Origin of the sequence: Meiothermus ruber DSM 1279 (assembly GCF_000024425.1) — a bacterium.
In the GTDB taxonomy this organism is placed as follows: domain Bacteria; phylum Deinococcota; class Deinococci; order Deinococcales; family Thermaceae; genus Meiothermus; species Meiothermus ruber.
Genome location: NC_013946.1, coordinates 1,972,323 through 1,996,390 on the forward strand (window position 1 = coordinate 1,972,323; position 24,068 = coordinate 1,996,390).

Annotated in this window: 24 protein-coding genes, 1 tRNA gene and 1 pseudogene; 13 read left to right on the forward strand and 13 right to left on the reverse strand. The window is 62.6% G+C overall.

The genetic code is table 11. The annotated features are described in order from the left end of the window. The first annotated feature begins 17 nt into the window (after positions 1 to 17). Genes MRUB_RS09680 through MRUB_RS09695 form a run of 4 tightly spaced genes read left to right on the forward strand, consistent with a single transcriptional unit; the run spans position 18 to position 4,151 of the window. Entirely contained in the window at positions 18 to 701 is a 684-nt protein-coding gene (locus tag MRUB_RS09680; RefSeq protein ID WP_013014168.1) for a GNAT family N-acetyltransferase, read from the forward strand. A gap of 22 nt (positions 702 to 723) precedes the next feature. Next, positions 724 to 2,988: an FdhF/YdeP family oxidoreductase gene (locus MRUB_RS09685; RefSeq protein WP_013014169.1), complete on the forward strand. Its 2,265-nt coding sequence runs from the start codon at positions 724 to 726 to the stop codon at positions 2,986 to 2,988. After that, the gene (gene fdhD, locus MRUB_RS09690; protein ID WP_013014170.1) at positions 2,924 to 3,781 is read left to right on the forward strand and encodes a formate dehydrogenase accessory sulfurtransferase FdhD; all 858 of its coding nucleotides are present in this window, start codon (positions 2,924 to 2,926) and stop codon (positions 3,779 to 3,781) included. The genes MRUB_RS09685 and fdhD overlap by 65 nt, the downstream gene beginning before the upstream one ends. Positions 3,782 to 3,824: 43 nt before the next feature. Next, the gene (locus tag MRUB_RS09695; RefSeq protein ID WP_013014171.1) at positions 3,825 to 4,151 is read left to right on the forward strand and encodes a DUF503 domain-containing protein; all 327 of its coding nucleotides are present in this window, start codon (positions 3,825 to 3,827) and stop codon (positions 4,149 to 4,151) included. 89 nt (positions 4,152 to 4,240) lie between these two features. Here MRUB_RS09695 and MRUB_RS09700 read toward each other — a convergent pair. Together MRUB_RS09700 and MRUB_RS09705 are read right to left on the reverse strand one after the other, a co-directional pair. Continuing rightward, positions 4,241 to 4,441 (reverse strand): annotated as a pseudogene (locus MRUB_RS09700) (DUF4342 domain-containing protein); the annotation flags it as partial. A 124-nt stretch (positions 4,442 to 4,565) separates the two neighbouring features. Further along, positions 4,566 to 5,759, reverse strand: coding sequence for a thiolase family protein (locus MRUB_RS09705; protein WP_013014173.1), 1,194 nt, complete (start codon positions 5,757 to 5,759; stop codon positions 4,566 to 4,568). Between the two features lie 332 nt (positions 5,760 to 6,091). Between MRUB_RS09705 and rodA the strand changes: the two genes are divergently transcribed. Then, a complete protein-coding gene (rodA, locus tag MRUB_RS09710) occupies positions 6,092 to 7,174 on the forward strand; it encodes a rod shape-determining protein RodA (RefSeq protein ID WP_013014175.1) in 1,083 nt (360 codons plus the stop codon). Between the two features lie 83 nt (positions 7,175 to 7,257). Continuing rightward, the gene (locus MRUB_RS09715) at positions 7,258 to 7,437 is read left to right on the forward strand and encodes a twin-arginine translocase TatA/TatE family subunit (RefSeq protein WP_013014176.1); all 180 of its coding nucleotides are present in this window, start codon (positions 7,258 to 7,260) and stop codon (positions 7,435 to 7,437) included. On the opposite strand, the gene MRUB_RS09720 is transcribed toward MRUB_RS09715, so the two are convergent. The 10 genes from MRUB_RS09720 to MRUB_RS09765 all read right to left on the reverse strand — a co-directional run bounded on the left by MRUB_RS09720 (position 7,434) and on the right by MRUB_RS09765 (position 15,448). After that, on the reverse strand, positions 7,434 to 8,441 hold the full coding sequence (locus MRUB_RS09720) for an ABC transporter ATP-binding protein (protein ID WP_013014177.1): 1,008 nt from the start codon (positions 8,439 to 8,441) through the stop codon (positions 7,434 to 7,436). The genes MRUB_RS09715 and MRUB_RS09720 overlap by 4 nt on opposite strands. Next, on the reverse strand, positions 8,408 to 9,088 hold the full coding sequence (gene modB, locus MRUB_RS09725) for a molybdate ABC transporter permease subunit (protein WP_013014178.1): 681 nt from the start codon (positions 9,086 to 9,088) through the stop codon (positions 8,408 to 8,410). Before modB ends, MRUB_RS09720 begins: the two co-directional genes overlap by 34 nt. Then, positions 9,085 to 9,939 carry a molybdate ABC transporter substrate-binding protein gene (gene modA / locus MRUB_RS09730; RefSeq protein ID WP_013014179.1) on the reverse strand — a complete coding sequence of 285 codons (855 nt, stop codon included), beginning with the start codon at positions 9,937 to 9,939 and terminating at the stop codon, positions 9,085 to 9,087. The genes modB and modA overlap by 4 nt, the downstream gene beginning before the upstream one ends. Before the next feature lie 44 nt (positions 9,940 to 9,983). Further along, the gene (locus tag MRUB_RS09735) at positions 9,984 to 10,532 is read right to left on the reverse strand and encodes a PadR family transcriptional regulator (RefSeq protein WP_013014180.1); all 549 of its coding nucleotides are present in this window, start codon (positions 10,530 to 10,532) and stop codon (positions 9,984 to 9,986) included. A gap of 68 nt (positions 10,533 to 10,600) precedes the next feature. Then, the gene (locus tag MRUB_RS09740) at positions 10,601 to 11,041 is read right to left on the reverse strand and encodes a c-type cytochrome (protein WP_013014181.1); all 441 of its coding nucleotides are present in this window, start codon (positions 11,039 to 11,041) and stop codon (positions 10,601 to 10,603) included. 33 nt (positions 11,042 to 11,074) lie between these two features. After that, on the reverse strand, positions 11,075 to 11,527 hold the full coding sequence (locus tag MRUB_RS09745; RefSeq protein ID WP_013014182.1) for a c-type cytochrome: 453 nt from the start codon (positions 11,525 to 11,527) through the stop codon (positions 11,075 to 11,077). A gap of 101 nt (positions 11,528 to 11,628) precedes the next feature. Next, positions 11,629 to 12,654: a polyamine ABC transporter substrate-binding protein gene (locus tag MRUB_RS09750; RefSeq protein WP_013014183.1), complete on the reverse strand. Its 1,026-nt coding sequence runs from the start codon at positions 12,652 to 12,654 to the stop codon at positions 11,629 to 11,631. Positions 12,655 to 12,673: 19 nt separating this feature from the next. Beyond that, entirely contained in the window at positions 12,674 to 13,453 is a 780-nt protein-coding gene (locus tag MRUB_RS09755; protein ID WP_013014184.1) for an ABC transporter permease, read from the reverse strand. Then, entirely contained in the window at positions 13,450 to 14,313 is an 864-nt protein-coding gene (locus tag MRUB_RS09760) for an ABC transporter permease (protein ID WP_013014185.1), read from the reverse strand. Before MRUB_RS09760 ends, MRUB_RS09755 begins: the two co-directional genes overlap by 4 nt. Further along, entirely contained in the window at positions 14,306 to 15,448 is a 1,143-nt protein-coding gene (locus MRUB_RS09765; RefSeq protein WP_013014186.1) for an ABC transporter ATP-binding protein, read from the reverse strand. The genes MRUB_RS09760 and MRUB_RS09765 overlap by 8 nt, the downstream gene beginning before the upstream one ends. A 95-nt stretch (positions 15,449 to 15,543) precedes the next feature. Between MRUB_RS09765 and MRUB_RS09770 the strand changes: the two genes are divergently transcribed. From MRUB_RS09770 to secD, 7 genes are all read left to right on the forward strand, one after another. Then, positions 15,544 to 15,630: transfer RNA gene (locus MRUB_RS09770), tRNA-Leu, on the forward strand. A 197-nt stretch (positions 15,631 to 15,827) separates the two neighbouring features. Next, entirely contained in the window at positions 15,828 to 16,307 is a 480-nt protein-coding gene (gene rimP / locus MRUB_RS09775) for a ribosome maturation factor RimP (protein WP_013014187.1), read from the forward strand. A 39-nt stretch (positions 16,308 to 16,346) separates the two neighbouring features. Beyond that, on the forward strand, positions 16,347 to 17,525 hold the full coding sequence (nusA, locus tag MRUB_RS09780) for a transcription termination factor NusA (RefSeq protein WP_013014188.1): 1,179 nt from the start codon (positions 16,347 to 16,349) through the stop codon (positions 17,523 to 17,525). Between the two features lie 24 nt (positions 17,526 to 17,549). Continuing rightward, positions 17,550 to 17,843, forward strand: a complete 294-nt coding sequence (locus tag MRUB_RS15595; RefSeq protein ID WP_024050290.1) for a YlxR family protein — start codon at positions 17,550 to 17,552, stop codon at positions 17,841 to 17,843. Between the two features lie 28 nt (positions 17,844 to 17,871). Continuing rightward, a complete protein-coding gene (gene infB, locus MRUB_RS09785) occupies positions 17,872 to 19,587 on the forward strand; it encodes a translation initiation factor IF-2 (protein WP_013014189.1) in 1,716 nt (571 codons plus the stop codon). An 89-nt stretch (positions 19,588 to 19,676) separates the two neighbouring features. After that, a complete protein-coding gene (locus MRUB_RS09790; RefSeq protein WP_013014190.1) occupies positions 19,677 to 19,997 on the forward strand; it encodes a hypothetical protein in 321 nt (106 codons plus the stop codon). Between the two features lie 127 nt (positions 19,998 to 20,124). Further along, the gene (gene secD / locus MRUB_RS09795) at positions 20,125 to 22,404 is read left to right on the forward strand and encodes a protein translocase subunit SecD (RefSeq protein ID WP_013014191.1); all 2,280 of its coding nucleotides are present in this window, start codon (positions 20,125 to 20,127) and stop codon (positions 22,402 to 22,404) included. 82 nt (positions 22,405 to 22,486) lie between these two features. Here the strand turns inward: secD and guaA are convergent, their stop codons facing one another. Next, positions 22,487 to 24,013, reverse strand: a complete 1,527-nt coding sequence (guaA, locus tag MRUB_RS09800; protein WP_013014192.1) for a glutamine-hydrolyzing GMP synthase — start codon at positions 24,011 to 24,013, stop codon at positions 22,487 to 22,489. Positions 24,014 to 24,068: the final 55 nt, after the last annotated feature.

The following is a 24,068-nucleotide window of genomic DNA, read 5'->3' on the forward strand; positions in this document are numbered from 1 at the left end:
GGTAGGCTCATCCAGCGATGGTGCCTTACCTGAATGAGTATTTTCTGGCCGCTGAGGTCGAGCCCAAGACCATGGATCGGCTCTGGGCCGAGGGCTGGCGCCACTTCGGGGAGTACTTTTTTCGTTACAGTCAAACTGGAAGCCACACCGTGCTGCCCCTGCGGGTGCGGCTGGCCGGGTTTGTCCTGCGTCGAAGCCAGCAGCGGGTGCTCAAGAAGAACCAGGACATCCAGGTAAAGCTACAGCCGGCCTTTGTGAACGCCCAGGTGGAGGCGCTTTTTGCCCGGCACAAAACCCGCTTTTCCCACAGCATCCCCAAAAGCATTTACAACTTCATCTCGCGGCATCCGGCCCATATCCCCTGCCGCTGCCACAGCCTGACCCTGCACCACCAGGGCCGTCTGGTGGGCATCAGCTATCTGGACGAGGGGGCCCAGGCCACCTCGAGCGTCTACCAGTGCTTCGACCCCGACCTCTCCAGGCGCAGCCTGGGCATCCTGATGATCCTGCACTCGATTCTGCTCTCGAGGGCCTGGGGCAAGGCCTACTACTACCCCGGCTACGCCTACCTGGAACCTTCCGAGTACGACTACAAAAAACGGCTGGGGGCGCTGGAGTATTTCGATTGGCAGGGCAATTGGCTAAGTTTTGAGGACAACCCCGCGCTCACACACCCGCGCCCCGATCTGGCCTTAGAATAGGGGCGTTCAGCGGAGGTAAGCGGTGGCACTCAAGCCGGTGAAAAAAGGGTGGAGCCCCGAAACCTGGGTGAGCCTGCGGCCGTTTGGGCTGGGGCTGCAAAAGCCCAACAACTTCCTCGAGGTCTTCCGGGCCATCGGCGAGAACGCCGACAACCTCGAGTACGCCTGGCGCATCCTGCGCGATGGGGTCTGCGACGGCTGCGCCCTGGGCACCAGCGGCCTGAGGGACTGGACGATTAAGGGCATCCACCTCTGCAACATCCGGCTGCGCCTGCTGCGGCTCAACACCATGGGGCCTCTGAAGGCGGAAGTTTTGCGGAATGTGGAAGACCTCAAGTCCAGAAGCTCCGCCGAGCTGCGGGCACTGGGCCGCCTCCCCTACCCCATGCGCCGCCGCCGGGGGGAAGCGGGGTTCACCCGGATCAGCTGGGACGAGGCCCTCGACCGCATCGCCTGGAGGCTCTGCAAAACCCCTCCCGAGAAGATGGGCTTTTACCTCACCAGCCGGGGCACCCCCAACGAGACCTACTACGTGGTGCAGAAAGCGGTGCGGGCCCTGGGCAGCAACAACATCGACAACGCGGCCCGCATCTGCCACAGTCCCAGCACCGTGGCCCTCAAGGCCGCGCTGGGGGTGGCCGCCACCACCTGCAGCTACCGCGACCTGATCGGCACCGATCTAGTGGTGTTTTTCGGTTCCAACCCGGCGGTTAATCAGCCGGTGATGATGAAGTACCTGTACTACGCCAAAAAAGCCGGAACCCAGGTGGTCTGCGTCAACCCCTACCTGGAACCGGCCATGCGGCACTACTGGATTCCCTCCGACCCCGAGAGTGCGCTCTTTGGCACCAAGATCACCGACCGCTTCTTCCAGGTACAGCCGGGGGGTGACAGCGCCTTTATCACCGGAACCCTCAAGCACCTGATAGAGCAGGGCTGGCTCAACCAGGCCTTTATTGCCGAGCACACCGAGGGCTTTGAGGCGCTGGCCGATCAGCTCAAACAAACCCCCTGGGAGACGCTCGAGGGCCTGAGCGGGCTCTCCAGAGCCGAGATACTCGAGTTCGCCCTGCTGCTTGCCAAGGCCGAAAGGGCCGTGCTGGTCTGGAGCATGGGCATCACCCAGCACCGCTCGGGCGAGGAGAGCGTGCAGAGCATCATCAACCTGGGCCTGGCGCGGGGCTACCTGGGGCGCGAAGGTTGCGGCCTGATGCCCATCCGCGGGCATTCGGGCGTGCAGGGCGGGGCCGAGATGGGGGCCTATGCCACGGTATTTCCCGGGGGCCTGCCGATTAATCCCGAAACCGCCGCGGCCCTGGAAAAAGCCTGGGGCTTTGCGGTGCCCAGCCAGCCGGGCCTGACCGTGACGGAGATGCTCGAGGGGGGCCTCGAGGTGCTGTGGAGCGTGGGGGGCAACTTCCTCGAGACCCTGCCCAGCCCGGCCCAGGCCGAGGCCCACCTGGCCCAGGTGCCGCTGCGGGTGCACCAGGACATCGTGCTTTCCTCACAGATGCTGGTCGAGCCCGCCGAGGAGGTGATTCTGCTCCCCGCCACCACCCGCTACGAGATTCCGGGCGGCTGCACCGAGACCACCACCGAACGCCGGGTGGTCTTCAGCCCCGAGATCCCCGGCCCCCGCCTGCCCGAGGCCCGCTGGGAGGGGCAGGTCTTCCAGGAGGTGGTGGCCCGCATGTGCAGGCCCGAGCTGGCCGAAAAGGTGCGCTTTGCCGATACCGCCGCGGTGCGGGCCGAGATTGCCCGGGTCGTCCCCCTCTACGACGGCATCCAGCACCTAAAGGCCCGGGGCGACGCCTTCCAGTACGGAGGCCCCCACCTCTGCCCCGGCGGGGTCTGCCCCACCCCCAGCGGGCGGGCCCGCTTCCTGCCGGTGGCCCTACCCCAAAGCAGCGTGCCCGAGGGCGCTTTTCGCCTGGTTACCCGACGCGGCAAGCAGTTCAACAGCATGGTGCACGAGGCCACCGACCCCATCAACGGCGCCCCCCGCGAGGCCGTTTTTATGAACCCGAGTGACCTGGAAAGGCTGGGGTTGAAGCCCGGCCAGCCGGTCTGGTTGCACAACCCTTTTGGCACCCTGGCGGGCCGGGTCTTCGCGGCCGAGGTGCGGCCCGGCAGCCTCCAGGTGCACTGGCCTGAGGGCAACGCCTTGATTGACCCCAGGCTGCGCTCGAGCCAGGCCAAAATTCCGGCCTACAAAGAGGCGTATGTCTATATCCACACCCAACCACCGCCCCAAAGCCCGCATCCGAACCCGGCTGCTGCGGATTGAGCAGGGCCAGGCCTCGGCCCGGTTTGACCTGGTCGCCACCGAGGAGCCGCTGGAAATCCGGCTGCTGGCTGCGCAAACCCACGGGAAAACCGTCGCCATCACCATGCGCACTCCCGGCCACGACTTCGAGCTGGCCGCAGGGTTCCTGCTCTCCGAAGGGCTGGTTCGCCGCCGGGAGGAAATTCGGCGCATCGCCTACTGCACCGACCCCAGCGAGCCCCAGCAGTACAACATCGTGAACGTCGAGCTGAACGCGGCCACCCTGCCCGATCTGGCCCCACTGGAGCGCCACTTCTACACCAACTCGGCCTGTGGGGTGTGCGGAAAAGCCAGCCTGGAGAACTTACAGCGCCGCTACGCACCGCTGGACTCGAGCGGGCGGGTCTCGAGCCAGGTAATTACCCAGCTACCCAAGCAGCTCCGCGCCCAGCAAACCCTCTTTGCTCAGACCGGGGGGCTGCACGCCGCCGCTTTGTTCGATCGAGCAGGCCACCTTCTGGCCCTGCGCGAGGACGTGGGCCGCCACAACGCCCTGGACAAACTGCTGGGCTGGGCCCTGCTGGAAAACCGCCTGCCCCTCTCCGAGCAGATGGTGCTGGTCAGCGGGCGGGCCAGCTACGAACTGGTGCAAAAAGCCCTGGCCGCGGGCGTTCCCGTACTGTGCGCCATCTCGGCCCCCAGCAGCCTGGCGGTGGAGCTGGCCCAGGCCTTCAACCTCACCCTGATTGGCTTCTTGCGGGATAGCTTCAACGTGTACAGCGGTGCGGAGCGTCTGGCACTGGATGCCTCGTGAAGAAATTTAGCCCGCCGGCTCGAGGGTGTGGCAGAATCTGGATATGAAAGCCTACCTGGGCCTCTACACCGCGCGCCTGGAAATGCCCTGGGTCAAAAGCCTCAAAGAGAAGCGGGCCCTGGTCAAACCCACCATCGAGCGGCTGCGCGCGCGCTTTCCGGTCTCGGCGGCCCGCCTGGCCGGGCAGGACGAGCATGGCTGGGAGGTGGTGGGTTTCAGCCTGATCGGCTACGACAGCGTCTGGGTCGAGACCGTGCTGCGCGAGGCCGCCGACTTCATCGCGGCCCAGGCCGAGTACCGGGTGACCGACTCGAGCTGGAGCATCGAGGAGGTGAGCCTGGAAGACCTGCTCCCGGCCTGGGTTTCTTGAAGGCACCGTTCTAGGTCGGTTGATCGGGGAAGCCGGTCTTGGCTTCTTGTTCAAGCGTCCACACCTCGAGCTGCCCCTCGGCGTTGCGCTCAACCTTGAGCTTGAACTGGGCAATCAGGCCGCGGGGCGGCCAGGGTCAGCAAACCGCCCACCAGCACGCCCACGGTGAGCAGCAGCGATAAGAGTTCCTCGCCGTTGGGCTTGCAGATGGTCACCCGCGTGGCGGTAGCATCGCGCAATAGCTCCTGAATTTTGCTTACGAGCTCGCTGCCCTGCACCTGAATTTCCTCGACCCAGGTTTTTGGGTCGGGTTTGGGGGTGTCTTCCTCCCTGGCTCGAGCCGGCTTCTCTTAGATGCTGGGCTCACCAATGCGCGATGGCTTCAATGGGCTCGAGTCACTCTGATGATAACGCCTAGCCCACAGCCTCCACCGCCATGGCCGTGGAGCCGCCGGTGCCGTGGCAGATGGCCGCCAGGCCGCGCTCCTGGCGGTGGGTGTGCAGGGCGTGAATCAGGGTGGTCAGGATGCGCGCCCCCGAGGCCCCGATGGGGTGGCCCAGGGCGATGGCCCCGCCGTGCACGTTCAGGCGATCCATGGGCACCCCCAGCAAGCGGTTGAAGAGCAGGTTGTTGAGGGCAAAGGCCTCGTTGTTTTCGAACAGGTGGAAGTCGGCAATGCTCATATGAAGCTTCTCCAGCAGTTTTTTGACCGCCGGAATGGGGGCTTCGGGGAAACGCCAGGGCTCGCCGGCGGCCCAACTGCTGCCCAGGATGCGGGCGATGGGCTTCAGGCCGTGCTTCTGTACGGCTTCGGGGCTGGCCAGGAGCAGCGCCGAGGCCCCGTCGGAAATCTGCGAGGCGTTGCCCGCGGTCAGCACCCCATCTTTCTTGAAGGCCGGGCGCAGGGCCGCCAGCGACTCGAGGGTGGTCTCGGGCCGCACCCCTTCGTCCTTCTCGACCCGCTCGAGCCCCTTGCGGGTCTTGACCTCGAGGGGCACCATCTCCCGGCTAAAGTAGCAGGCCTCCTGGGCCCTGGCGGCCCGTCGGTGCGACTCCAGGGCCACCTCGTCCAGCTCGGGTCGGGTCACCCCAAACTCCGCCGCCAGGCGCTCGGTCTGGTCGCCCATGGCCTCACCGGTGAAGGGGTCGGAGAGCCCGTCGCGCTGCAAAATGTCCTGCAGTTGCTCGGGCGCCCCGGCCAGGTACTTGTAGCCCCAGCGGGCCCGGCTCGAGAGGTAAAAACCGGTCTGGGTCATGGACTCCATCCCGCCGGCCAGCACCAGCTCGGCATCGCCATTTTTGATAGCCAGCGCACCGTTGGCCACAGCCTGCATCCCCGAAGCGCACACCATGTCCACCGCGTAGCCGTCCACGGTGTTGGGAATGCCGGCCTTAAAGGCCGCCTGGCGGGGCGGTAGCTGGCCGTGTCCGGCCCGCAACACCTGACCAAACACAAATAGGTCGAGTTCGGCCCCGCTCAGTCCGGCCTGCTCGAGCGCCGCCTTCATCACGTGCCCCCCCAGGTCTACCGGCGAAAAGTCTTTGAGCGCGCCGCCAAACCGCCCAATCGGGGTGCGCACCGCCGAAACCACCCACACCTCACGCATAACTGCCTCCTGCCGATATATTACGGCATTTTGACCCACTAACGTAAATCCGTAAGGTACTGAACCCCAGCAAAAACAGCCCCCCGCGCAAAACATAAACCACCCCCACGGGGGTGGCCTCGCAAAGCGCCCACGGCCTAGTGGTCCTTGTTGGGCAGGCCCTTGTCCTTGACCAAAAATATGAACATCAAGAGCAGCAGCACGATAACCACAGCCGCACCCACCGTGATGATCTCGTCCATGGTTCAATATCCTCCGTTACGAAGTTTAGCACGGTTTGTGGACACCTGGCCGGACTGACAAATCTCACCCTGGCTTTATAGACTGTTGGGGTGACGCTGCGCAGGGTGCCGGTTTTCGCTTACGACTGGGTGCTGGTTGGCCTGGTTTTGCTGATTAATCTGATTGGCCTGGTCACCCTCTACAGCGCAGCGCCCAGCCGCGGGGTCTGGCTACAGCAGATGCTGGCCTTCCCCATCGCCCTATCGGTGGGCCTGCTGGTGCAGTTGTTTTCCCGCCGCCAGGTGCTTTCCTGGGCCTTTCCACTGTATGCGACGTCGTTGGTTTTGCTGGTGCTGGTTTTGCTGGTTGGGCGCGAGATTAACGGGGCCAAGGCCTGGTTCGACCTGGGCCCGGTCAGTTTTCAACCGCTCGAGCTGGCCAAAATTGGCCTGATCCTGGTATTGGCTAAAGTGCTGGCGGCCCGCCCGCTGGAGCGCTGGCTGGATTATGCGCTACCGGCTTTGCTAGCAGCCCCCATTCTGGGTCTGGTATTCATCCAGCCCGACCTGGGGGGCACCCTGGTGCTCATCGCGGGGCTGCTGGGGATGCTGTTTGTGCGGGGCATGCCCACCATCCATATCGTGCTGGGGCTCCTGACGGTGGCGGTGCTGGTGCCCACAGTGATCTGGCCCAACCTTAACCAGTACCAGCGGGATCGGGTGGAAATTCTGTTCGACCTGTCCAAAGACCCCAAGGGCAAGGGCTTCCAGCAGATCCAGTCCACCATCGCCATCGGCTCGGGGGGCCTGATGGGCAAGGGCTTTGGGGCCGGCACCCAGACCCAGTTGGGGTTCGTGCCCGAGCGCCAGACCGACTTCATCTACGCTGTGCTGGCCGAGGAGTGGGGCTTTGTGGGTGCGTCCACCCTCATGGTGCTGTACGCTTTGCTCTTTTTCCGGCTGGGCCGCATGGCGCTGGAGTGCGTGCGCCTGGAGGATCGCCTCATCATCGTGGGGGTGCTCTCCATGCTGGCTTTCCAGGTGGTGGTCAACATCGCGGTCACGCTGGGCCTGGCCCCGGTCACCGGCCTGACCCTGCCGCTCATTTCCAAAGGTGGCAGCAGCCTGATTATGGTGTATCTGGGGCTGGGGCTGGCCCTGCTCATCCACCGCGACCGCTACAGCGAGGTATAAGCGGTTTTCACACTCCTGTTACCTCTTGGCTTTACAGTTAGGCCAGTAGCGGTCGGCGTATACTGGAACCAAGGAGGAAGACCATGCCTTTAGGCCCCACCGAACTCATCATCATCCTGTTGATCGTGGTTTTGTTGTTTGGCGCACGCAAGCTGCCCGAGCTGGCTCGAGGTCTGGGCCAGTCGGCCCGGGAGTTCCGCAAAGGGTTGAGCGAGGACGAGAAAAAACCCGAAGAGAGCAAACCCGAGCAAAAACAGTCTTAGGCAAGAGGTATCAGGTGCAAAAAGCGGGGCTCGAGGGCCACCTCGAGCCACTGGCCTTCGGCAAGCTCGAGCTGGGCCTGTTTGTAGCGCGGCAGGAAGAAGTCCAGGCCCACCGCGCCCACCATCAGCTCGCCCCGCACCCGCAAACCCTGCGCGCGCAGGTTCCGTACCTGGCCTCGGATGCGGTTTTCAGGGCCGTCCTGGGTAAAAACTTCCTCCGGGCGAACCCCCAGCATCACCCGCTGCCCAACTGAAATGCCGTTTCGGCAGGGGGCTTTGAGGATGCCCAGGGGGGTTTGCACCTGCACCCATGCGCCATCCACAGCCAGAACCGTGCCCTCCAGAAGGTTACGAAAGCCCACCAGCCGGGCCACCTCGAGGCTCGCAGGACGGGCAAATATCTCTTCGGAGGTTCCCTGCTGGGCCAGCCCTGCTTTGGTCAACACGGCCACCCAGTCGGCCCGCTGGGCCAGCCAGTGGTCGTGCGAGGCCGCCAGGGTGGGTATCTGCAGCGATCTAAGGCGCTCCAGCACCCCTGCAAAAACCTCCTCCCGGGTCGCCGCATCCAGGGCACTGGTGGGCTCATCCAGCAATAGAATCTGGGGCTCGCGGGCCAGGGCCCGGGCCAGGGCCACCCGCTGCTGCTGCCCACCGGACATCTGGCGGGGGAAGCGCTCGGCCAGTTCGGCCATGCCCATCAGCTCGAGGTAGGCCAGGGCCTTCTTTTTGCGGGCCGGAGGGGGCAGGTGGGCCAGCGGAAAGGCCACGTTCTGCCAGGCCCGCAGGTGGGGAAACAGGGCCAGATGCTGGGGCAGGTAGCCCACCCTTCGCGCCTCGGCCCGCAGCCCGGCAAAGGGCTGGCCCCTGGCCGGAATCAGGCCGGCGATGGCCTTGAGCAGGCTGGTCTTCCCCACCCCGCTCTCGCCCAGCAGTACCGTAAAGCCCCGCACCTGCAGGCTGAGCTCGAGCTTTACCGGGTGCTCGAGGGCATACGCGATCTCCACACGTCCTCCAGGGTTCGCACCAGGTACACCAGGGCAAAGCTCACCAAAAGCAAGACCCCCGAGGCCTCGGCGGCCCGCCCAAACTGCAGGGCCTGTACCTGATCGTAGATGTAAATGCTCACCATCTGGGTTTTGCCGGGAAGGCTGCCCCCCACCATCAGCACCACCCCAAACTCGCCCAGGATGTGGGCAAAAGCCAGAATGGAGCCCGACAGGATTCCCGGCCAGGTGATGGGCAGGATAACCTCGAGCCAGACCCGCCGCCAGCCCGCCCCCAGCGTTCGCGCGGTCTGAACCAAGTCCAGATCCAGGCTGCGAAAAGCCTCGCGGTAGCCGTTCAGGGCAAAGGGCAGGCTAAACAGCACCGAGCCCACCACCAGCCCCTCGAAGCGAAAAGCCCAGCTCACGCCCAAAAACTGCGCCAAAGGGCCGTTCTGCCCCAGGAGCAACAGCAGGTAAAACCCCAGCACCGTGGGCGGCAGGGTGAGGGGCAGCAGCACGATCGATTCCAGCACCCGCTTACCCCAGAAGCGCTTGTGGGCCAGCACCCAGCCCAGCGGCAGCCCTACAAAAAGCAGAATCAGGGTGCTGACCAGGCCGACCTCGAGGGTTAATCGCAGGGTCTGCCAGAACACAGGGTCGTTCATGGGGCTGGCTTCTCTCCTGGCAGCAAAAACCCATATTTGCGCAACACCTGGTGGGCCTCGGCCGTGCCCATGTACTCGTAAAAACGCTGAACCTCCGGGCGGTTCTGGCCGCGCAGAATTACGTAGGTTTGGTTAAGGCGTAGATGGCTGCTCAAAGGGGCCAGCCAGTACACACCTGCACGCTCCATGGCCTCGCTCTTGGCGAGGGACAGGGCCACCAGGCCAATGTTGGTGCTGGTCAGGGCCAGCTGGGCGGTCTGGGAGATGTTCTCGCCGTAAACAAATTCAAAGCCGGCCTTGCCCCGCCGCAAAAAGCCCAGGTCGTAGTAGGCCGCAATGCCGCCAGTCATCTCCTCCCACCTTACCGGGCGGGTTGAACGCAGCAGGCCAAAGTGCTCCAGAAGCGTCACCCCCGCGCGGCCATACGGGGCGTGCATCGGGTTGGCGATGGCCAGTTGGGTAATCCGAGGGTCGAGCAGTATACGCGGCCCAAGCCGCCGAGGATCCAGCCCTTGCTGAACCAGAGCATTGGAGGCCCAAATTACCAGACGACCCACCGCGTACAGGCGCAAAGTGCCCGGCTCCACACGCCCGGCCTGCTGTAGCTGCATCGGGAAGGCTTCATCCGCCGAGAAAAACATATCGGCCGGCAACCCCTGCATCAATTGGGTATAGAGTTTGCCCGAGGAACCAAAGGTAAGCTCGACCCGCAGACCCGAATTCCTGAGTTCAAAGCGCTGCGCGATCTCGGTCAAGGCATACTGGAGGTCAGCCGCCGCCACCACCCGCACCGTGTTTTGCGCCAGGCCAAGCCCCAGCAACCACAACCCCAAGCACAGCCAACGAATCATCTGGGCCTCCTTATTAGTTACAGTGTAACTATATGGGCCCCGGCTTATTTAGACAAGGCCTGTCGTTGTGCCAGGAGTTGCTGGATAAACCCCAGGCTGGCCCTGGCCATCTCTATGCGCCACAGGATGGCTACCAGTTGGATGCGTTGGGCCGTTTGAAGGCGCTGCTGCAAATCCTCGAGGATGGCTTCAAAAACCCCTTCCTGGGCCCTCAACAGCGGCTCGAGGTCGTGCTCCAAGCGCAGCAAAAAAGCGATCTTCAACCGCAGATCCGAGCGGCCATGGCGCAGGCGCGTTACCGGGGTGTGCAGCCACCAGCGCGCGGCTTCCTGGCCCGCAAGGGTGGCCCTGTAGAGCGTTCGGGGTGGCCCGGCCTCGCCCTCCTCCTGCCGGATGGCCTCAATCAGCCCGCGGGCCTCGAGGTGCGCTAAAGCCCTGTAAACCTGCGTGCGCTGGATACGCCAGATCTCCCCCAGCTCACCGTTGGGAGCAAACAGCGCCGCAATGCGGAAGCCATGCGCTGGCTGCTCCAGCAAAGCAGCCAAAACCGCCCAGTCGGAGGTTGAGAGCCTGTGGACTGCTGCCGCACTCACCCCTACAGCCTACGCAAGGCCATACCGGGGCTGTCAAACCCGGGGTTTCCGATGCAGCCACAATCGGGTCATTGCAAGCCCAGGGCTTTGCGGGCTTGGTGAACCTGGGCCGAGGTCAGGGTTTTGGCCCGCTGGGCCTTCACTTCGTCGGCGGTGAATGGTCTCTGGCCCGGCGGCAGCTTGTTGCCCCACTGGGTAGAGATGTGGTTAAGCAAGGCTGCCAGCTCAGCGTCGCTTAGCTGTCGGTAACCCGGCATGACCCCGTTGTACTTGCGCCCTTTTACGCTGATCTCACCACTCATGCCCCAGAGCAGGAGCTGGATAAGCCAGGTTCGGCCCCCTTTGGCCGCTAAAATCTCCGGAACATGCCCGGCCAACGGGGGAAACACCCCGGGGATGCCCGCGCCATTGGGTTGGTGGCAGCCCTGGCACTGCTGGTACAAAGCCGCGCCATTTTGCGCAAAAACCGGCAATAGCATCAGCATCAACACCGCTAACAATCGTTGCATTCAACACCTCCTCGGCCCAGACCTCGAGCTTTTTTACGGAACATTGATACGTGAGCGCAGGTCACCTATTTGTTGAGGGGTTGGGCGGCTGGTCGCATTGCGGGCGCTGCGCACCTCCGCTGCGGTGATAGGCCGGTGGTCGCGCGGCAGCAGTTTGTCGTTCCCCCAGGCGTTCAGGATGTAGTTGAGTATGCTGGCAATTTGCTCGTCGGATAGCTGGCCAAAAGCTGGCATCACACCGTTGTAGGTACTGCCTCTGACCCGCACCGGGCCCTGCATGCCAAACAGCATCACATTAATCAGGTGGGCCCGGCCCTCGGGGGTTTTTGCCAGCTCGGTGGCGTGGGCCGCCAGGGGCGGGAAGGCGCCCGGGCGCCCCTGCCCGTTGTCACCGTGGCAAAACGCACAGTTCTGCTGGTAAAGCTGGGGGCCCGACTGGGCCAGCGCCAGGCTGAGGACGGCTAGAAGCCCAAAGAGGTATCTCACACCTCGAGTATAGCCCCACGCTGCCCAGCAAAAGTAAGTTTGCGTCCTGGCGGCCCTTAGGTTAAGCCAAGCTCAAGGCAATCCAGTGCTCAGCCCCACCGCTAACGGGATTTCACCTCGGCCCACACCTTGTTGAAGGCATCGGCCTGATCGCCCAGGTCGGCGAGCAGCTCGAGGCGGGCCCTTATCTCCTCGCTGGGGTAGATGATGGGGTTGTCCTTTTCTTCAATCTGATCCATCGCCGCTGCCACCGGTGTGGCATAGCCAATCGAGTTGGAGATCTGCGCGGCGATCTCGGGTTCCAGCAGGAAGTTGATGAACTTATAGGCCAGCTCGTGGTTGGGGCTCTTCTTGAGCACCACCAGGTTGTCCGTCCAGAGGGTGGCCCCTTCAACGGGAATCACATATTTGAGCTGGGGGTTCTCGGCCTGGGCCGCCAGAATATCCCCCGAGTAGGCAGGCCCCACGGCAATGTCACCCGCAATCAGGCGGTCGCGGATGCTGGTTCCACCGGCAAAGCCCTGCGAGCGCCGCTTGGCCTCGAGCAGAAGCTCCTGCACCTTGGCGAGCTTCTCCGGGTCGGTGGTGTTAACCGACTCCCCCTGGTATTTGAGAGCCGCCCCCATCATCTCGCGCATCTCGTCCAGCAGTAGGAAAGACCCCACTTGCTTGGCCGGATCAAAGATAACCGCCCAGCTTTCCACCGGCCCGCTCACCAGATCTTCGCGGTAGGCCAGCCCGGTGGTGCCCCACTGGTACACCACGCTGTACCGGGCCCCCGGATCGAAGGCTGGATTGGCGAATTGGGGGTCGAGGTTCTGCAGGTTGGGAATTTTGCTCTTGTCGAGTTCCTGTAGGCTACCGGCTCGAGCCAGCGATCCCACCGTGTAGTCGGCGGTAATCAGCACATCGTACTCGGCATCGCCCCCTGCTTGCAGCTTGGAAAGCATGGCCTCGGGGGAGTCGTAGGTGTCCTCCACCACCTTGATGCCCTCACGCTTTTCGAACTCTTCAAGCACCTCCTTGGGCATGTAATCCGACCAGTTCAACAGGCGCAGCTCTTGCTTCTGCTGCCCACAACCGGCGATCAACAATCCCAGCAAAGCAATTACCCACACTCTGTTCACGCTCAACCTCCCTCTACCATTATGCGCGTTGTTTCCAGAACAGTGTCCCCAGCAACAGCACCAGAATTGTAATCCCTACCATCAAGGTAGAGAGCGCATGAATTTCTGGGCTTATCCCCAGCTTAACCGAGGAGTAAATGTACAGCGGCAGGGTGGTGGAACCCGGGCCAGCAGTGAAAAAGGTTACCACAAAGTCGTCAAGGGACAGGCTGAACGCCAGCAAAGCCCCGGAGATCACCCCCGGCATGATCAGGGGCAGTGTGACCTCGCGAAAGGTCAGCCAGGGGGTGGCCCCCAGGTCTTTAGCGGCTTCCTCCAGGGTGGGGTCAAGCAGCATCAACCGCGCCCGTACCACCAGGGTCACGTAGGCGATCTGAAAACTGATGTGCGCCAGGATGATGGTAAACAAGGACAAGCGGGGCCAGCCAATGGCATCGCGCACCACATCAAACAGCAAAAGCAGCGAGATACCCATCACCACATCCGGCACCACCACCGGCACATACAGCAAGTAGCGCAGGGCGTTTTGCCAGCGGAACCGGTAGCGCACCAACCCCACCGCCAGCAAGGTTCCCAGGATGGTCGAGACCGCGGTGGAGACCACCGCCACAATCAGGGTGTTGGTGAGGTACTCGAGGATTCTTTCGTTGTTGAACAGGCGGATATACCAGTCGAAGGTAAAGCCAGTAAAGCGCACCCCAAAACGGCTTTGGTTGAAGGAAAGCGCCACAATCACCGCTATGGGCAGGTACAAAAAGGCGAAAACCAACCAGGCGTGCACAGCCAGCCAGCGTTTCATACCAGCTTGTCCAGTCCTTTCTCGCCCTGGGTTCGCGCGTAAAGCCACAAACCCAGCAGCACCATGGCCATAAGCACCATACTGACCGCGCTACCAAAAGCCCAGTTCTGCGCGGAACCAAACTGGAGCTGAATCAGGTTGCCCACCAGGGTCACCTTGCCCCCGCCCAGCAGGTCGGCAATGACGAAGGTGCCCACCGCCGGGATGAACACCAGCAAGAAGCCGGCAAACAAACCCGGCACCGTCTGGGGGAAGACGGCCTCCCAAAAGGCCCGGATGGGCCGGGCCCCCAGGTCGTAGGCAGCCTCGAGCTGGCTCCAATCGATGCGCTCAACAGCCGCATAGAGCGGTAGCACGAAAAAGGGCAGGTAGGTGTACACAGTGGCTACATACACCGCAAAGGTAGAGGGCAGCAGCTCGGCAGGCGGCAGACCCAAAGCCGTGATAACCCCGTTCAAAAGGCCTTCTTTCTGAAATATCACAATCCAGGCGTAAACCCGGATCAGAAAGTTGGTGAAGAAGGGGATAACCACCAGCAGCAGCAGCACCTCTTTGTAGCGGCTTTGGGCAATGTAAAAGGCCAGCGGGTAGCCCAGCAGCATGATCAAGACGGTTGACCAGAAGCCGATCCAGAGGCTACGCCCGATGATCTCGATGAAAAGCGGGTCAGAAAAAAAGCGCACGTAATTGTGAAGGCCCAGGGGCGGCACCAACTGGCCCAGGCTTCCCCGGCTCATCAGCGAGGCCACCAGCATGACCAGGGTTGGGATCAAAACAAACAGCACCAACCACAGGCCCCCCGGCCCCACCGTCACCAGCACCTGGCGCAGGCGTTCCCAGGGTGTGGCGGCTTCACGCATAGGGATCGCTCCCTTCACTCCCCCCCTGAATAACCACCAGTTTTTCCGGGGTAAGGGCCACCCAGACCTCTTCGTCGTAGGCAAACTCCTCGTGGCCGGGCTCCTGGATGTCCTGGTTGAGGGTCTCGCACATCAAGCGCTGACCACCCGCCACCAGCACATACTGGTTCTCCGAGCCGGTGTAGATGATGTCGTCCACTTTGGCTCGGAATACGTTGGGCAGGCTCGGCCTCTCACGGAAAAGGCGGATCTTTTCGGGGCGAATCGAGAGCAACACCTCCTGGCCAGGGGTCAGGGCATCCTCGTCGTCGAGCACGAACTCACCCAGCGCCGTTTTAACCTTGCGCGGCTCGATGGCCTGGGCCGGAATCAGGTTGGAGTCGCCGATGAATCTGGCTACAAAAGCGGTTCGCGGCAGCTCGTAAATCTCCTCGGTGGGGCCCAACTGCTCGATGCGGCCTTTGTTCATGACGGCGATGCGATCCGACATCACCAGGGCTTCTTCCTGGTCGTGGGTCACGAAAATGAAGGTGATGCCCAGCCGCTCCTGCAGGTTCATCAGGTCTACCCGCAGCTCCTGACGCAGCTTGAGGTCGAGGGCCGAGAGCGGCTCGTCGAGCAGCAACACCTCCGGTTCGTTGACCAGGGCCCGGGCCAGGGCGATCCGCTGCCGCTGCCCCCCGGACATCTGATCCGGGCGGCGCTTCTCGTAGCCTGGCAGGTTGATAAGCTCGAGCGCCCACTGCACCCGCCGGGCGATCTCATCGCGGGGCATTTTTTTCATTCTGAGCCCAAAAGCGATGTTCTGCTCCACGGTCATGTGTGGGAAGAGGGCGTAGTTCTGGAAAACCGTGTTGACCGGGCGCAGGTAGGGCGGCACCTGGGTCATGTCCTTGCCCCCGATGATGACCCGGCCTTCGTCCGGGGTCTCAAACCCTGCAATCATGCGCAGCAGCGTGGTCTTGCCGCAGCCCGAGGGCCCCAGCAGGCTAAAAAACTCGCCGTCGCGAACCTCGAGGTTGACCTTTTCAACCGCCTTCTGGTCGCCAAAGCGCTTGGTGACCCCCTCGAGGCGTACCGCAATGTGCTCACCTAGCTTTCGCTCGCGCCGGCTGCGAAAAAGTGTCGGCTCCACAAGGCAGAGTCTAATCTTTGGTGGAGCCCAGCGACAACCGCCCCGACCCCCCTTGACGAAAATCTCCAAACTGGCTACTATTTTGCTTGCCCTGAGCCGGGATGGCGGAATTGGTAGACGCACATGATTCAGGGTCATGCGCCCGCAAGGGTGTGCAGGTTCAAGTCCTGTTCCCGGCACCAGGCACCCCCCTCACCGAGGGGGTCATGCTTTTTGAGGGCATTCCCGCCCACGAGCACCGCTGACGCCGTCGCATGGCGGCCCGCCTCACATTGCCTTCCTGGCAATAGGTGCTAAAGTATAGTGTAGAAGTTCTCCCGAGATTCCGAGGGGGTGGGTTGATAGCCCACCCTTCTTGCTTGGGGGAGGAGGTGAAGGAGTGGAGCCAGAACATCCCTTGCAGGCAGGCGGCGCCCCCCAATGGAGCCAGGTGGCCGAAAGTGTGCTGGCACCGCTGGGTTACGAGGTGCTCGAGGCGGGCCTCAAGAGCGGTAAAAACCCCGTGCTCCTGGTGCGCATCGAGCGGAAAGACGAAGTGCCCATCTCGATCGCCGACCTCGAGCGGGCCAACCGCGCGCTCAGCGCCCACCTGGACACCCTCGAGGCCCTGCTGCCAGCGCGCTACCTGCTCCAGGTGGAGTCGCCAGGCGCCGACCGTCCGCTCTTCACGGCCCGGCATTTTGAGCGCTTTGCCGGGCTGAAAGTACGGGTGCGCAGCCCACAGGGCAACTTTACCGGGCGAATCGGGGCGGTTAGGGGTGATATGGTCGAGTTTCTGCTGGAAAAAGACGAAACGCGCAGCCTGCAGCTCGGCACCTTCAAGGCCACCCTGGCGGAGTGGCCGGATAAGCCCAGGTAGAGCGGGCCACCGAAGCATCAGCCCAGAGGAGGAATATCTGTGAACAAAGATTTTGTAGACGCCCTATCCCAGGTAGCCCACGAGCGTGGGGTCACGGCAGAGGAACTGATCTCCAACTTTGAGGAGGCCTTGAGGCTGGCCTACCTCAGGCAAAAAGGCTTCCGCCCTAAGGATGTGGAAGAAGAGGGCAAAGGGCCCATCATCGAGGTGCACCTAGACCCCCAGGAGGGCCACCTCGAGGTGCTGGAGATACGGCGGGTGGTCGAGGAGGTCAAAGACCCCGATAAAGAGATCGACCTCGAGACTGCCAAAAAGTACGACCCGGAGGTTGAAGTTGGCGAAGAAATGGAGTTCCCCGTAGACCCCGAGGAATTCAGCCGCATCGCCGTGCAGATTGCCAAGCAGGTGCTCACCCAGCGCCTCAAAGAGGCTGAGCGCACCCGCGTGCACAACGAGTACAAAGACAAAGAAGGCGAGGTCGTGACCGGCAGCGTGGCCCGGGTGGATAACCGGGGCAACGTCTACGTGGAGCTCGGACGCGGCGAAGCCCTGATGCCACAAAAGGAACAAATCCCTACCGAGCGTTATCATCCCGGCCAGCGCATCAAAGTTTATCTGAAGCAGGTGCAGCGCTCGAGCAAAGGGCCCAGCCTGGTGGTGTCCCGCGCTCACGAAGAGCTGCTGCGCTATCTGTTGCGCCAGGAAGTACCCGAGATTGCCGAGGGCATTGTGGAGGTCAAGGCGGTCGCCCGTGAACCCGGTAGCCGCTCCAAGGTGGCTGTGGTAAGCCACAACCCCAACGTGGATCCCATCGGGGCCTGCATTGGGCATAAGGGCCAGCGCATCCAGGCCGTTTCTGCCGAGCTGGGCCGGGAGCGGATCGATATCATTCAGTGGAGCCCCAATCCCAAAGAGTTCATCCGCAACGCGCTCTCGCCCGCTACCGTTGGCGAAATCACCATAGAAAACAGCGAGAACGGGCAGAACCGCGCCAGCGTGGTGGTTGCAAAAGACCAGCACTCTCTGGCCATCGGCAAGGCCGGGCAAAACGTGCGCCTGGCCTCCAAGCTGACCGGCTACGAGATCAATTTCGAGGAAGCCGAAGAAATTACCGATCTCGACGCAGCCATCTTGAAAGCTGCCGAAAGGGACGAGTCGTCCAGGGTCTCCAGCGATGCCAAGAGCCGCTTTGAGAGCCTGTTCAAGGACGACGAATAACCTACAGTCCAGCACGGAGTGGTAATGTCCAGGGCCAAGCACATCCCCATCCGCCAGTGCATTGCCTGCCGAGAACGCAGGCCCAAACGTGAATTGTTGCGGATTGTGATGACCGAGGGAGGCCCCGTACTCGATCCTACCGGCCGCAGACCAGGGCGCGGTGCTTACGTCTGCCCCGATCGCCCTGAATGCTGGGCTGAGAAAAAACTGCGCCGCCTCGCCGGAGCAAAAGCAGCAGAACTTGCCTTGGCACTACAGATGGTTTTGGGAAACGTGGCGTGTCCGGCTTCGCAGAACGAACAGCCATCGCCGCAGTGACTCTAGGCATATACAACCGGAGGTCAGCATGGCAAAAATCAGAATCTATCAGCTCGCTAAAGAACTTGAGATGTCCAACGACGAGCTGCTGAAAATCCTCGACGATATGGGGGTCACCTACAAGTCCCATGCCAGCACCCTCGAGGAAGACACCGCGCTCGCAGTCAAGGAGCTCATCGGCGAGCAGAAGGTAGCCGAGGCTGCCCGAAAAGCCGAAGAAGCCCGTAAGTCCATCCCCCACCGCCCTCCGGTGGTGGTGATTATGGGCCACGTGGACCACGGCAAGACCAGCTTGCTGGACTATCTTCGCAAAAGCCGCATTGCAGAAAAAGAGGCTGGGGGCATCACCCAGCACGTGGGGGCCTTTGAGGTAAAAACCCCTGGCGGCACCGTGGTCTTCATCGATACCCCAGGGCACGAGGCCTTCACCACCATCCGCCAGCGCGGCGCCAAGGTCGCCGATATCGCCGTAATCGTGATTGCAGCCACCGAAGGGGTGATGCCCCAGACCAAGGAAGCCATCGCCCACGCCAAGGCTTCCGGGGCCAAGATCATCTTTGCAGCCAACAAAATGGATCTACCCGGCGCTGACATCAACAAGGTCTACCAGGATTTGATGCAGCTTGGCCTGGTGCCGGTGGCTTACGGGGGCGATGTCGAGGTGCTACCCATCTCGGCCAAGACCGGCCAGGGCGTGGCCGATCTGCTCGAGACCATCCTGCTAATGGCCGAGCTGGAAGACCTGCGGGCCGACCCCAAAGCCGAGGCCCAGGGGGTGATTCTGGAGGCTCGAGTAGATAAGCAGGCGGGGGTTCTGGCAAGCCTGCTGGTGCAGCAGGGCACCCTTAGAATCGGTGACTATGTGGTGGCGGGCGAGTGCTGGGGCAAGATCAAGGCCATGTCTGATGCCGAGGGCAACCGCCGCACCGAGGCCGGCCCCGGAAGCGCCGTGCAGGTGCTGGGTTTCTCGGAGCTACCCTCCGCCGGCGATACCTTTACCTGGGTTCCCGACCAGGTAGCCGCCAAGGAAATTACCGAGGAACGCATCGAAGAGCGCAAAGCCTCTGAGGCTCGAGGCGATCTCCAGCGTGCCCGCAGCCTGGCCGACCTGATGCGCAAGGCACAGCAAGACGAGCAAAAAGAAATCAACCTGATTCTGCGGGCCGACACCCAGGGCTCCCTCGAGGCCATTCAAAACATCCTGGCCAAAGAAGCCACCGAGGAGGTCAAAATCAACGTTCTCCTGGCCGCAGTAGGGGCGCCCACCGAATCAGACGTGCTGCTGGCCTCCACCGCCCATGGGGCCATTCTGGCCTTCAGCGTCAACCCCAGCGGCTCGGTCAAGAAGGCCGCCGAACAGAAAGGCGTGCCCTTACAGAGCTTCCGCATCATCTACGAGCTGATCGACGAGATCCGCAAGATGGTCAAAGGGCAGCGTGAACCGGTTTACAAGGAAGAAATCCTGGGAACCGCCGAAGTCCGGGCCATCTTCAGGCTAAGCCGCGGGGTTATTGCGGGTTGCATGGTCACCTCGGGTAAGGTTACCCGCAGCGCCGATATCCGGGTGCTGCGCAAGGGCAAGGAGATCTGGAAGGGCAAAATTGGGGGACTTAAGCGCCTCAAGGACGACGTGCGCGAGGTGACCCAGGGCTTTGAATGCGGCATTCTGCTGGATGGCTTCACCGATTTTCAGGAAGGAGATGTCCTCGAGGCCAGCCAGCAGGTCGAGGTGGCTACAGACTGACGCCAAGCTGTATGGGGCGCGGGGCCTGCATCCACCCCCGCGCTGGCCAAACCAGGCGCCTGGGGTATACATTGATTGGGCAATAAGTTATGCAACGCTGGCAACGCTGGATCACCCTGGCTACCCTGGCCTTGATCGCCTTGGGGCCAGGGCTCTTCTGGTCGCCCAGCAAGGCCAAAGCTGGCAGTGGGCTGAGCCAGGGTTGGATGGCCGTCCCCCTGCCCCAGCCGCTGCTCGAAGCCAAGGCCAAGTGCAATCCCTTGGGGCCAGGGCTGGTGGCAAACGCCCTGGAACCGATCCTGCGCAGCCACACCCCCACACTGACCCAGGCGCCCCTTTCCCACCCAGCCCCACCCCCCCAAAAACGGCTCTACCTGGCCTATGCCCGCCTGCAAACCGACGGCGGATAGTCCACCAGCACGCATCCCTGCGCCAGCCAAACCATACGACCCTCCGCTCTCCTCACTGAGCCTGGACATCGGTTAGCCGCCAAAGCACCGCTGGGCTCACCTGGGCAAAGTACAAACAGGAACGGATATGACCAACCGCACGTGGAAAGCTGTTCTTCTCATCGGGCTACTCCTAGCCGCTATTGTGGGGCTGTTCCGCCCCTGGGAAGCCCGCAACCCACAAAAACCCTTGCTGCCCGCCGATGGCCTGATCCGGCTGGGCCTCGACCTACAAGGGGGCTTGCGCATCACCCTCAAGGTGGCCGAGCCCAACCCCGACCCCTCTGTGGCTAAAACCGAGCTGGATGTGGCCCGCACCGTTATCGAGAACCGGGTCAACGCCATCGGGGTGGCTGAGCCCCTGGTGCAGGTACAGGGCAACGATCGCATCATCGTGGAATTGCCGGGCCTGAAGCAGGATCAGCAGGAACGCGCCCTGGGCCTGATCGGCCAGACCGCTAAGCTGGAGTTCCGCATCGTCAATCAGGGGGCCACCGGTACCACCGTGGCACAGATCAACGAGCAGCTACGCAGCTCTGGCCTCAGCGGGGCCGCCCTGGCCGCCCGCCGGGCCGAACTTGAGAAAAACCTATACAAGCTCGAGGACCTGGGCCCTCCCCTGCTCACCGGTAGCGACCTGCGTACCGCCAATGCCTCTTTCGACCAGTTTGGACGTCCTCAGGTGGATATGGAGTTCACCCCCGAGGGGGCCAAAAAGTTCGAGGAGGTCACCCGGGCCAACGTGGGCCGCCAGCTCGCCGTGGTGCTCGACGGTAAGGTCTACACCGCACCCAGCATCCGCCAGGCCATTGCCGGCGGGCGGGCTGTAATCGAAGGACTTTCCGGTGTGCAGGAAGCCTCTGACATCGCCCTGGTGCTGCGCTCGGGCTCGCTGCCGGTCAAGCTGGAGGTAGCCGAGACCCGCGCCATCGGCCCCACCCTCGGCCAGGATGCCATCAACGCGGGTATCCAGGCAGGCATTATCGGCACAGTCTTGTTGTTTATCCTGATTTTCGCCTACTACGGCTTCTGGATGGGCCTGGTGGCCGCCCTGGGCCTCATCTACACCGCCATTCTGCTGCTGGCCTCCATCTCGCTGCTGGGGGCCACCCTCACCCTGCCGGGCATCGCCGGCCTGATTCTCACCCTGGGCGCTGCGGTAGACGGCAACGTGCTCTCCTTCGAGCGCATCAAGGAAGAGCTCAAAATGGGCAAGAAGTTCCGTCAGGCCATACCGGGCGGCTTCTCCCATTCCATCATTACCATCCTCGACGTCAACATGTGCCACCTGCTGGCCGCGGCCGCCCTCTACCAGTACAGCACCGGGCCGGTGCGGGGTTTTGCAGTCATGCTGGCGCTGGGCGTGGTGACCTCGGTCTTCTCCAACCTGGTCTTCAGCCGCTGGCTTCTGGAGCTCATCGGCGACCGCTGCGAGGTCAGGCCCCCCTACTGGCTGTGGGGTACCAAAATCGACTTCCTGGGCATCTCGCGCTATGTTACCGCGGCCTCCCTCACACTAGCTGTCATCGCGGCCGGTATCGTGTTTGTCAAAGGCTTCAACTTCGGCATCGACTTCACCGGCGGTACGGCCTTTACCATCCGCGTACCCGAGGGAACCCGGGCCGAGCAAATCCGCAGTTTTCTCGATAATGCCGGGATCGCCGAGCTCCGCGGGGCCGAATCGGTGATCACCTCGCTTTCCAGCGTGAACGGCAACGAATTCTCGGTACGGGTGCGGCAAATCAGCGAGGAACAGCGCATCGAGCTGGAGAAAAAGTTCCAGGAAAGCCTGCAGGCCACCATCCTTCAGTCCGAAACGGTAGGCCCGGCCATTGGTTCGGAGCTGCGCCGGAATACCATTTTTGCGGTACTGGTGGGCCTGGCGCTGATTCTAATCTACGTGGCCTTCCGCTTTGACTGGGTGTTTGGCGTCGCCAGCGTGATTGCGGTGGGGCACGACGTGGCGATTGTGGCGGGCATGTACAGCTTGTTGGGGCTGGAGTTCTCCATCCCGACCGTAGCGGTTCTGCTCACCATCGTTGGTTTCTCGATTAACGACTCGGTGATTATCTCGGATCGCATCCGCGAAAACCTCAAAATCATGCGGGGCAGGAGTTACTACGAGATTGTGAACGCCTCCATCAACCAGACCCTCTCCCGCACCCTCATGACCTCCCTCTCCACCATGCTGCCCATCCTGGCCCTGCTCTTCTTGGGTGGGCCGGTGCTGCGCGACTTCTCGCTGGCTATCTTCGTGGGCTTTGTGGTGGGTACGTACTCCTCCATCTACGTGGTTTCGGCCCTGGTGGTCTGGTACAAGACCCTCGAGCAGCGTCGCAAAGCCACCGCGAAAGCCCGCTCAGCCTGAGCCAACCACCAAAACGCCCCCACCTCTGGGTGGGGGTTTTTTCTGCCCGGTGGTGGGCTGGCTCCAGGATCAGCAACGGGATTCATTCCCACTCAATGGTAGCCGGTGGCTTGCTGGTGATGTCGTAAACCACCCGCCCAATCTCCGGCACCTGGCGGGTGATTTTGCGGGCCACCTCATCTAAGAATTCCAGGGGAAGCCGGGCCCAGTCGGCGGTCATAAAGTCCACGGTGGAGACCGCCCGCAAACCCAGCACATAGCCATAGCTCCGTTCGTCCCCCACCACCCCCACGCTTTGCATAGGGGTCAGGATGGCAGCCGCCTGTGAGACCTGGTCGTACAGGTTCCAGTCGCGCAGGCTGGAGATAAAAATGTCGTCGGCCCGGCGTAGAATCTCCAGTTTTTGTGGGGTCACCTCCCCCAGTATGCGAATTGCCAGGCCTGGCCCGGGGAAAGGGTGGCGCATCCGAATGGGCTCGGGCAAGCCCAGCAGCAAGGCCAGCTCCCGCACCTCGTCTTTGAACAGATAGCGGAAAGGCTCGAGCAGCTCAAACTGCAAATCCTCGGGCAGGCCCCCCACGTTGTGGTGGCTCTTGATGTTGGCGCTGCCCTCGCCGCTACCCGCTGACTCGATTACATCGGGGTACAGGGTGCCCTGGGCCAGCCATCTATAGCCCTGGGCCGACAATTGCCGGGCTTCCCGCTCAAAGACCCGGATAAACTCGCGCCCCACAATCTTGCGTTTCTGTTCGGGATCGGTCACCCCTCGCAAGGCCGAGAGAAACTGCCCGGAAGCCTCTACAACCCGCAGGGCTTTCCCCAGGGGGCGCAGGGCCTGCTCGACCTCCTGGCGCTCACCCAGGCGCAGCAGGCCATGGTCTACAAACACCGCGGTCATCCGGTCGCCAATGGCTCGAGCCAGAAGCAGGGCCAGGGTCGATGAGTCCACCCCGCCTGAAACAGCCAGCAGCACTTTTTCGTCCCCAACCTTCGCCCGGATATCGGCGATCAGGTGCTCCAGGGTGTGCTGGGCCGTCCAGTCGCGGACCACCCCCGCCAGCTCGAGGAAATTCTCCAGCACCTGCATCCCTTTGGGGCTGTGCACCACCTCGGGGTGAAACTGCACCCCAAAAGTTCGGCCATCGGGCGCGGCAATAGCGGCCACCGGGTTCTCTTCGGTGCTGGCAATCACCTGCCAGCCTGGGGGTAGTTCGGTAACGGCATCGGAGTGGGACATCCACATCTGTAGCTCCCCCTCGAGGCCAGCAAATAAAGGGCCGGTGTGGTGCACCAGGTTGGCCTTGCCGTACTCGCGCCGCCCAGCCCGCTCAACCCTGCCTCCAAAGTACTGGGCCAGGTACTGCATTCCGTAACAGATGCCCAGGACGGGCCAGCCCTGCTCGAGCACCCCTGGCGCGGGGCGCGGACTGTTGGGTTCGAACACCGAGGCTGGCCCCCCTGAAAGAATAAGGGCCTGCGGACGTTCGGCCTGAATGCGCTCCAGGCTAGCCGTTCCCGGCAAAATAACCGAATAAGCCCGTAGCTCACGGATGCGCCGGGCGATCAAACGGGTGTACTGAGAGCCATAATCGAGGATAACGACGCTCATACAAAGAGCATATCGCCCAAGGCGGTATGCTCCAAACCGTGCGCCTTGCAGCGGG

Excerpts from the sequence above, each read along its gene's own strand:
- MRUB_RS09680 (WP_013014168.1), top strand. The coding sequence starts at position 18 with ATGGTGCCTTACCTGAATGAGTATTTTCTGGCCGCTGAGGTCGAGCCC.
- fdhD (WP_013014170.1), top strand. The coding sequence starts at position 2,924 with ATGTCTATATCCACACCCAACCACCGCCCCAAAGCCCGCATCCGAACC.
- MRUB_RS09695 (WP_013014171.1), top strand. The coding sequence starts at position 3,825 with ATGAAAGCCTACCTGGGCCTCTACACCGCGCGCCTGGAAATGCCCTGG.
- MRUB_RS09705 (WP_013014173.1), bottom strand. The coding sequence starts at position 5,759 with ATGCGTGAGGTGTGGGTGGTTTCGGCGGTGCGCACCCCGATTGGGCGG.
- MRUB_RS09715 (WP_013014176.1), top strand. The coding sequence starts at position 7,258 with ATGCCTTTAGGCCCCACCGAACTCATCATCATCCTGTTGATCGTGGTT.
- modB (WP_013014178.1), bottom strand. The coding sequence starts at position 9,088 with ATGAACGACCCTGTGTTCTGGCAGACCCTGCGATTAACCCTCGAGGTC.
- modA (WP_013014179.1), bottom strand. The coding sequence starts at position 9,939 with ATGATTCGTTGGCTGTGCTTGGGGTTGTGGTTGCTGGGGCTTGGCCTG.
- MRUB_RS09740 (WP_013014181.1), bottom strand. The coding sequence starts at position 11,041 with ATGCAACGATTGTTAGCGGTGTTGATGCTGATGCTATTGCCGGTTTTT.
- MRUB_RS09755 (WP_013014184.1), bottom strand. The coding sequence starts at position 13,453 with ATGAAACGCTGGCTGGCTGTGCACGCCTGGTTGGTTTTCGCCTTTTTG.
- MRUB_RS09760 (WP_013014185.1), bottom strand. The coding sequence starts at position 14,313 with ATGCGTGAAGCCGCCACACCCTGGGAACGCCTGCGCCAGGTGCTGGTG.
- MRUB_RS15595 (WP_024050290.1), top strand. The coding sequence starts at position 17,550 with ATGTCCAGGGCCAAGCACATCCCCATCCGCCAGTGCATTGCCTGCCGA.
- infB (WP_013014189.1), top strand. The coding sequence starts at position 17,872 with ATGGCAAAAATCAGAATCTATCAGCTCGCTAAAGAACTTGAGATGTCC.
- MRUB_RS09790 (WP_013014190.1), top strand. The coding sequence starts at position 19,677 with ATGCAACGCTGGCAACGCTGGATCACCCTGGCTACCCTGGCCTTGATC.
- secD (WP_013014191.1), top strand. The coding sequence starts at position 20,125 with ATGACCAACCGCACGTGGAAAGCTGTTCTTCTCATCGGGCTACTCCTA.
- guaA (WP_013014192.1), bottom strand. The coding sequence starts at position 24,013 with ATGAGCGTCGTTATCCTCGATTATGGCTCTCAGTACACCCGTTTGATC.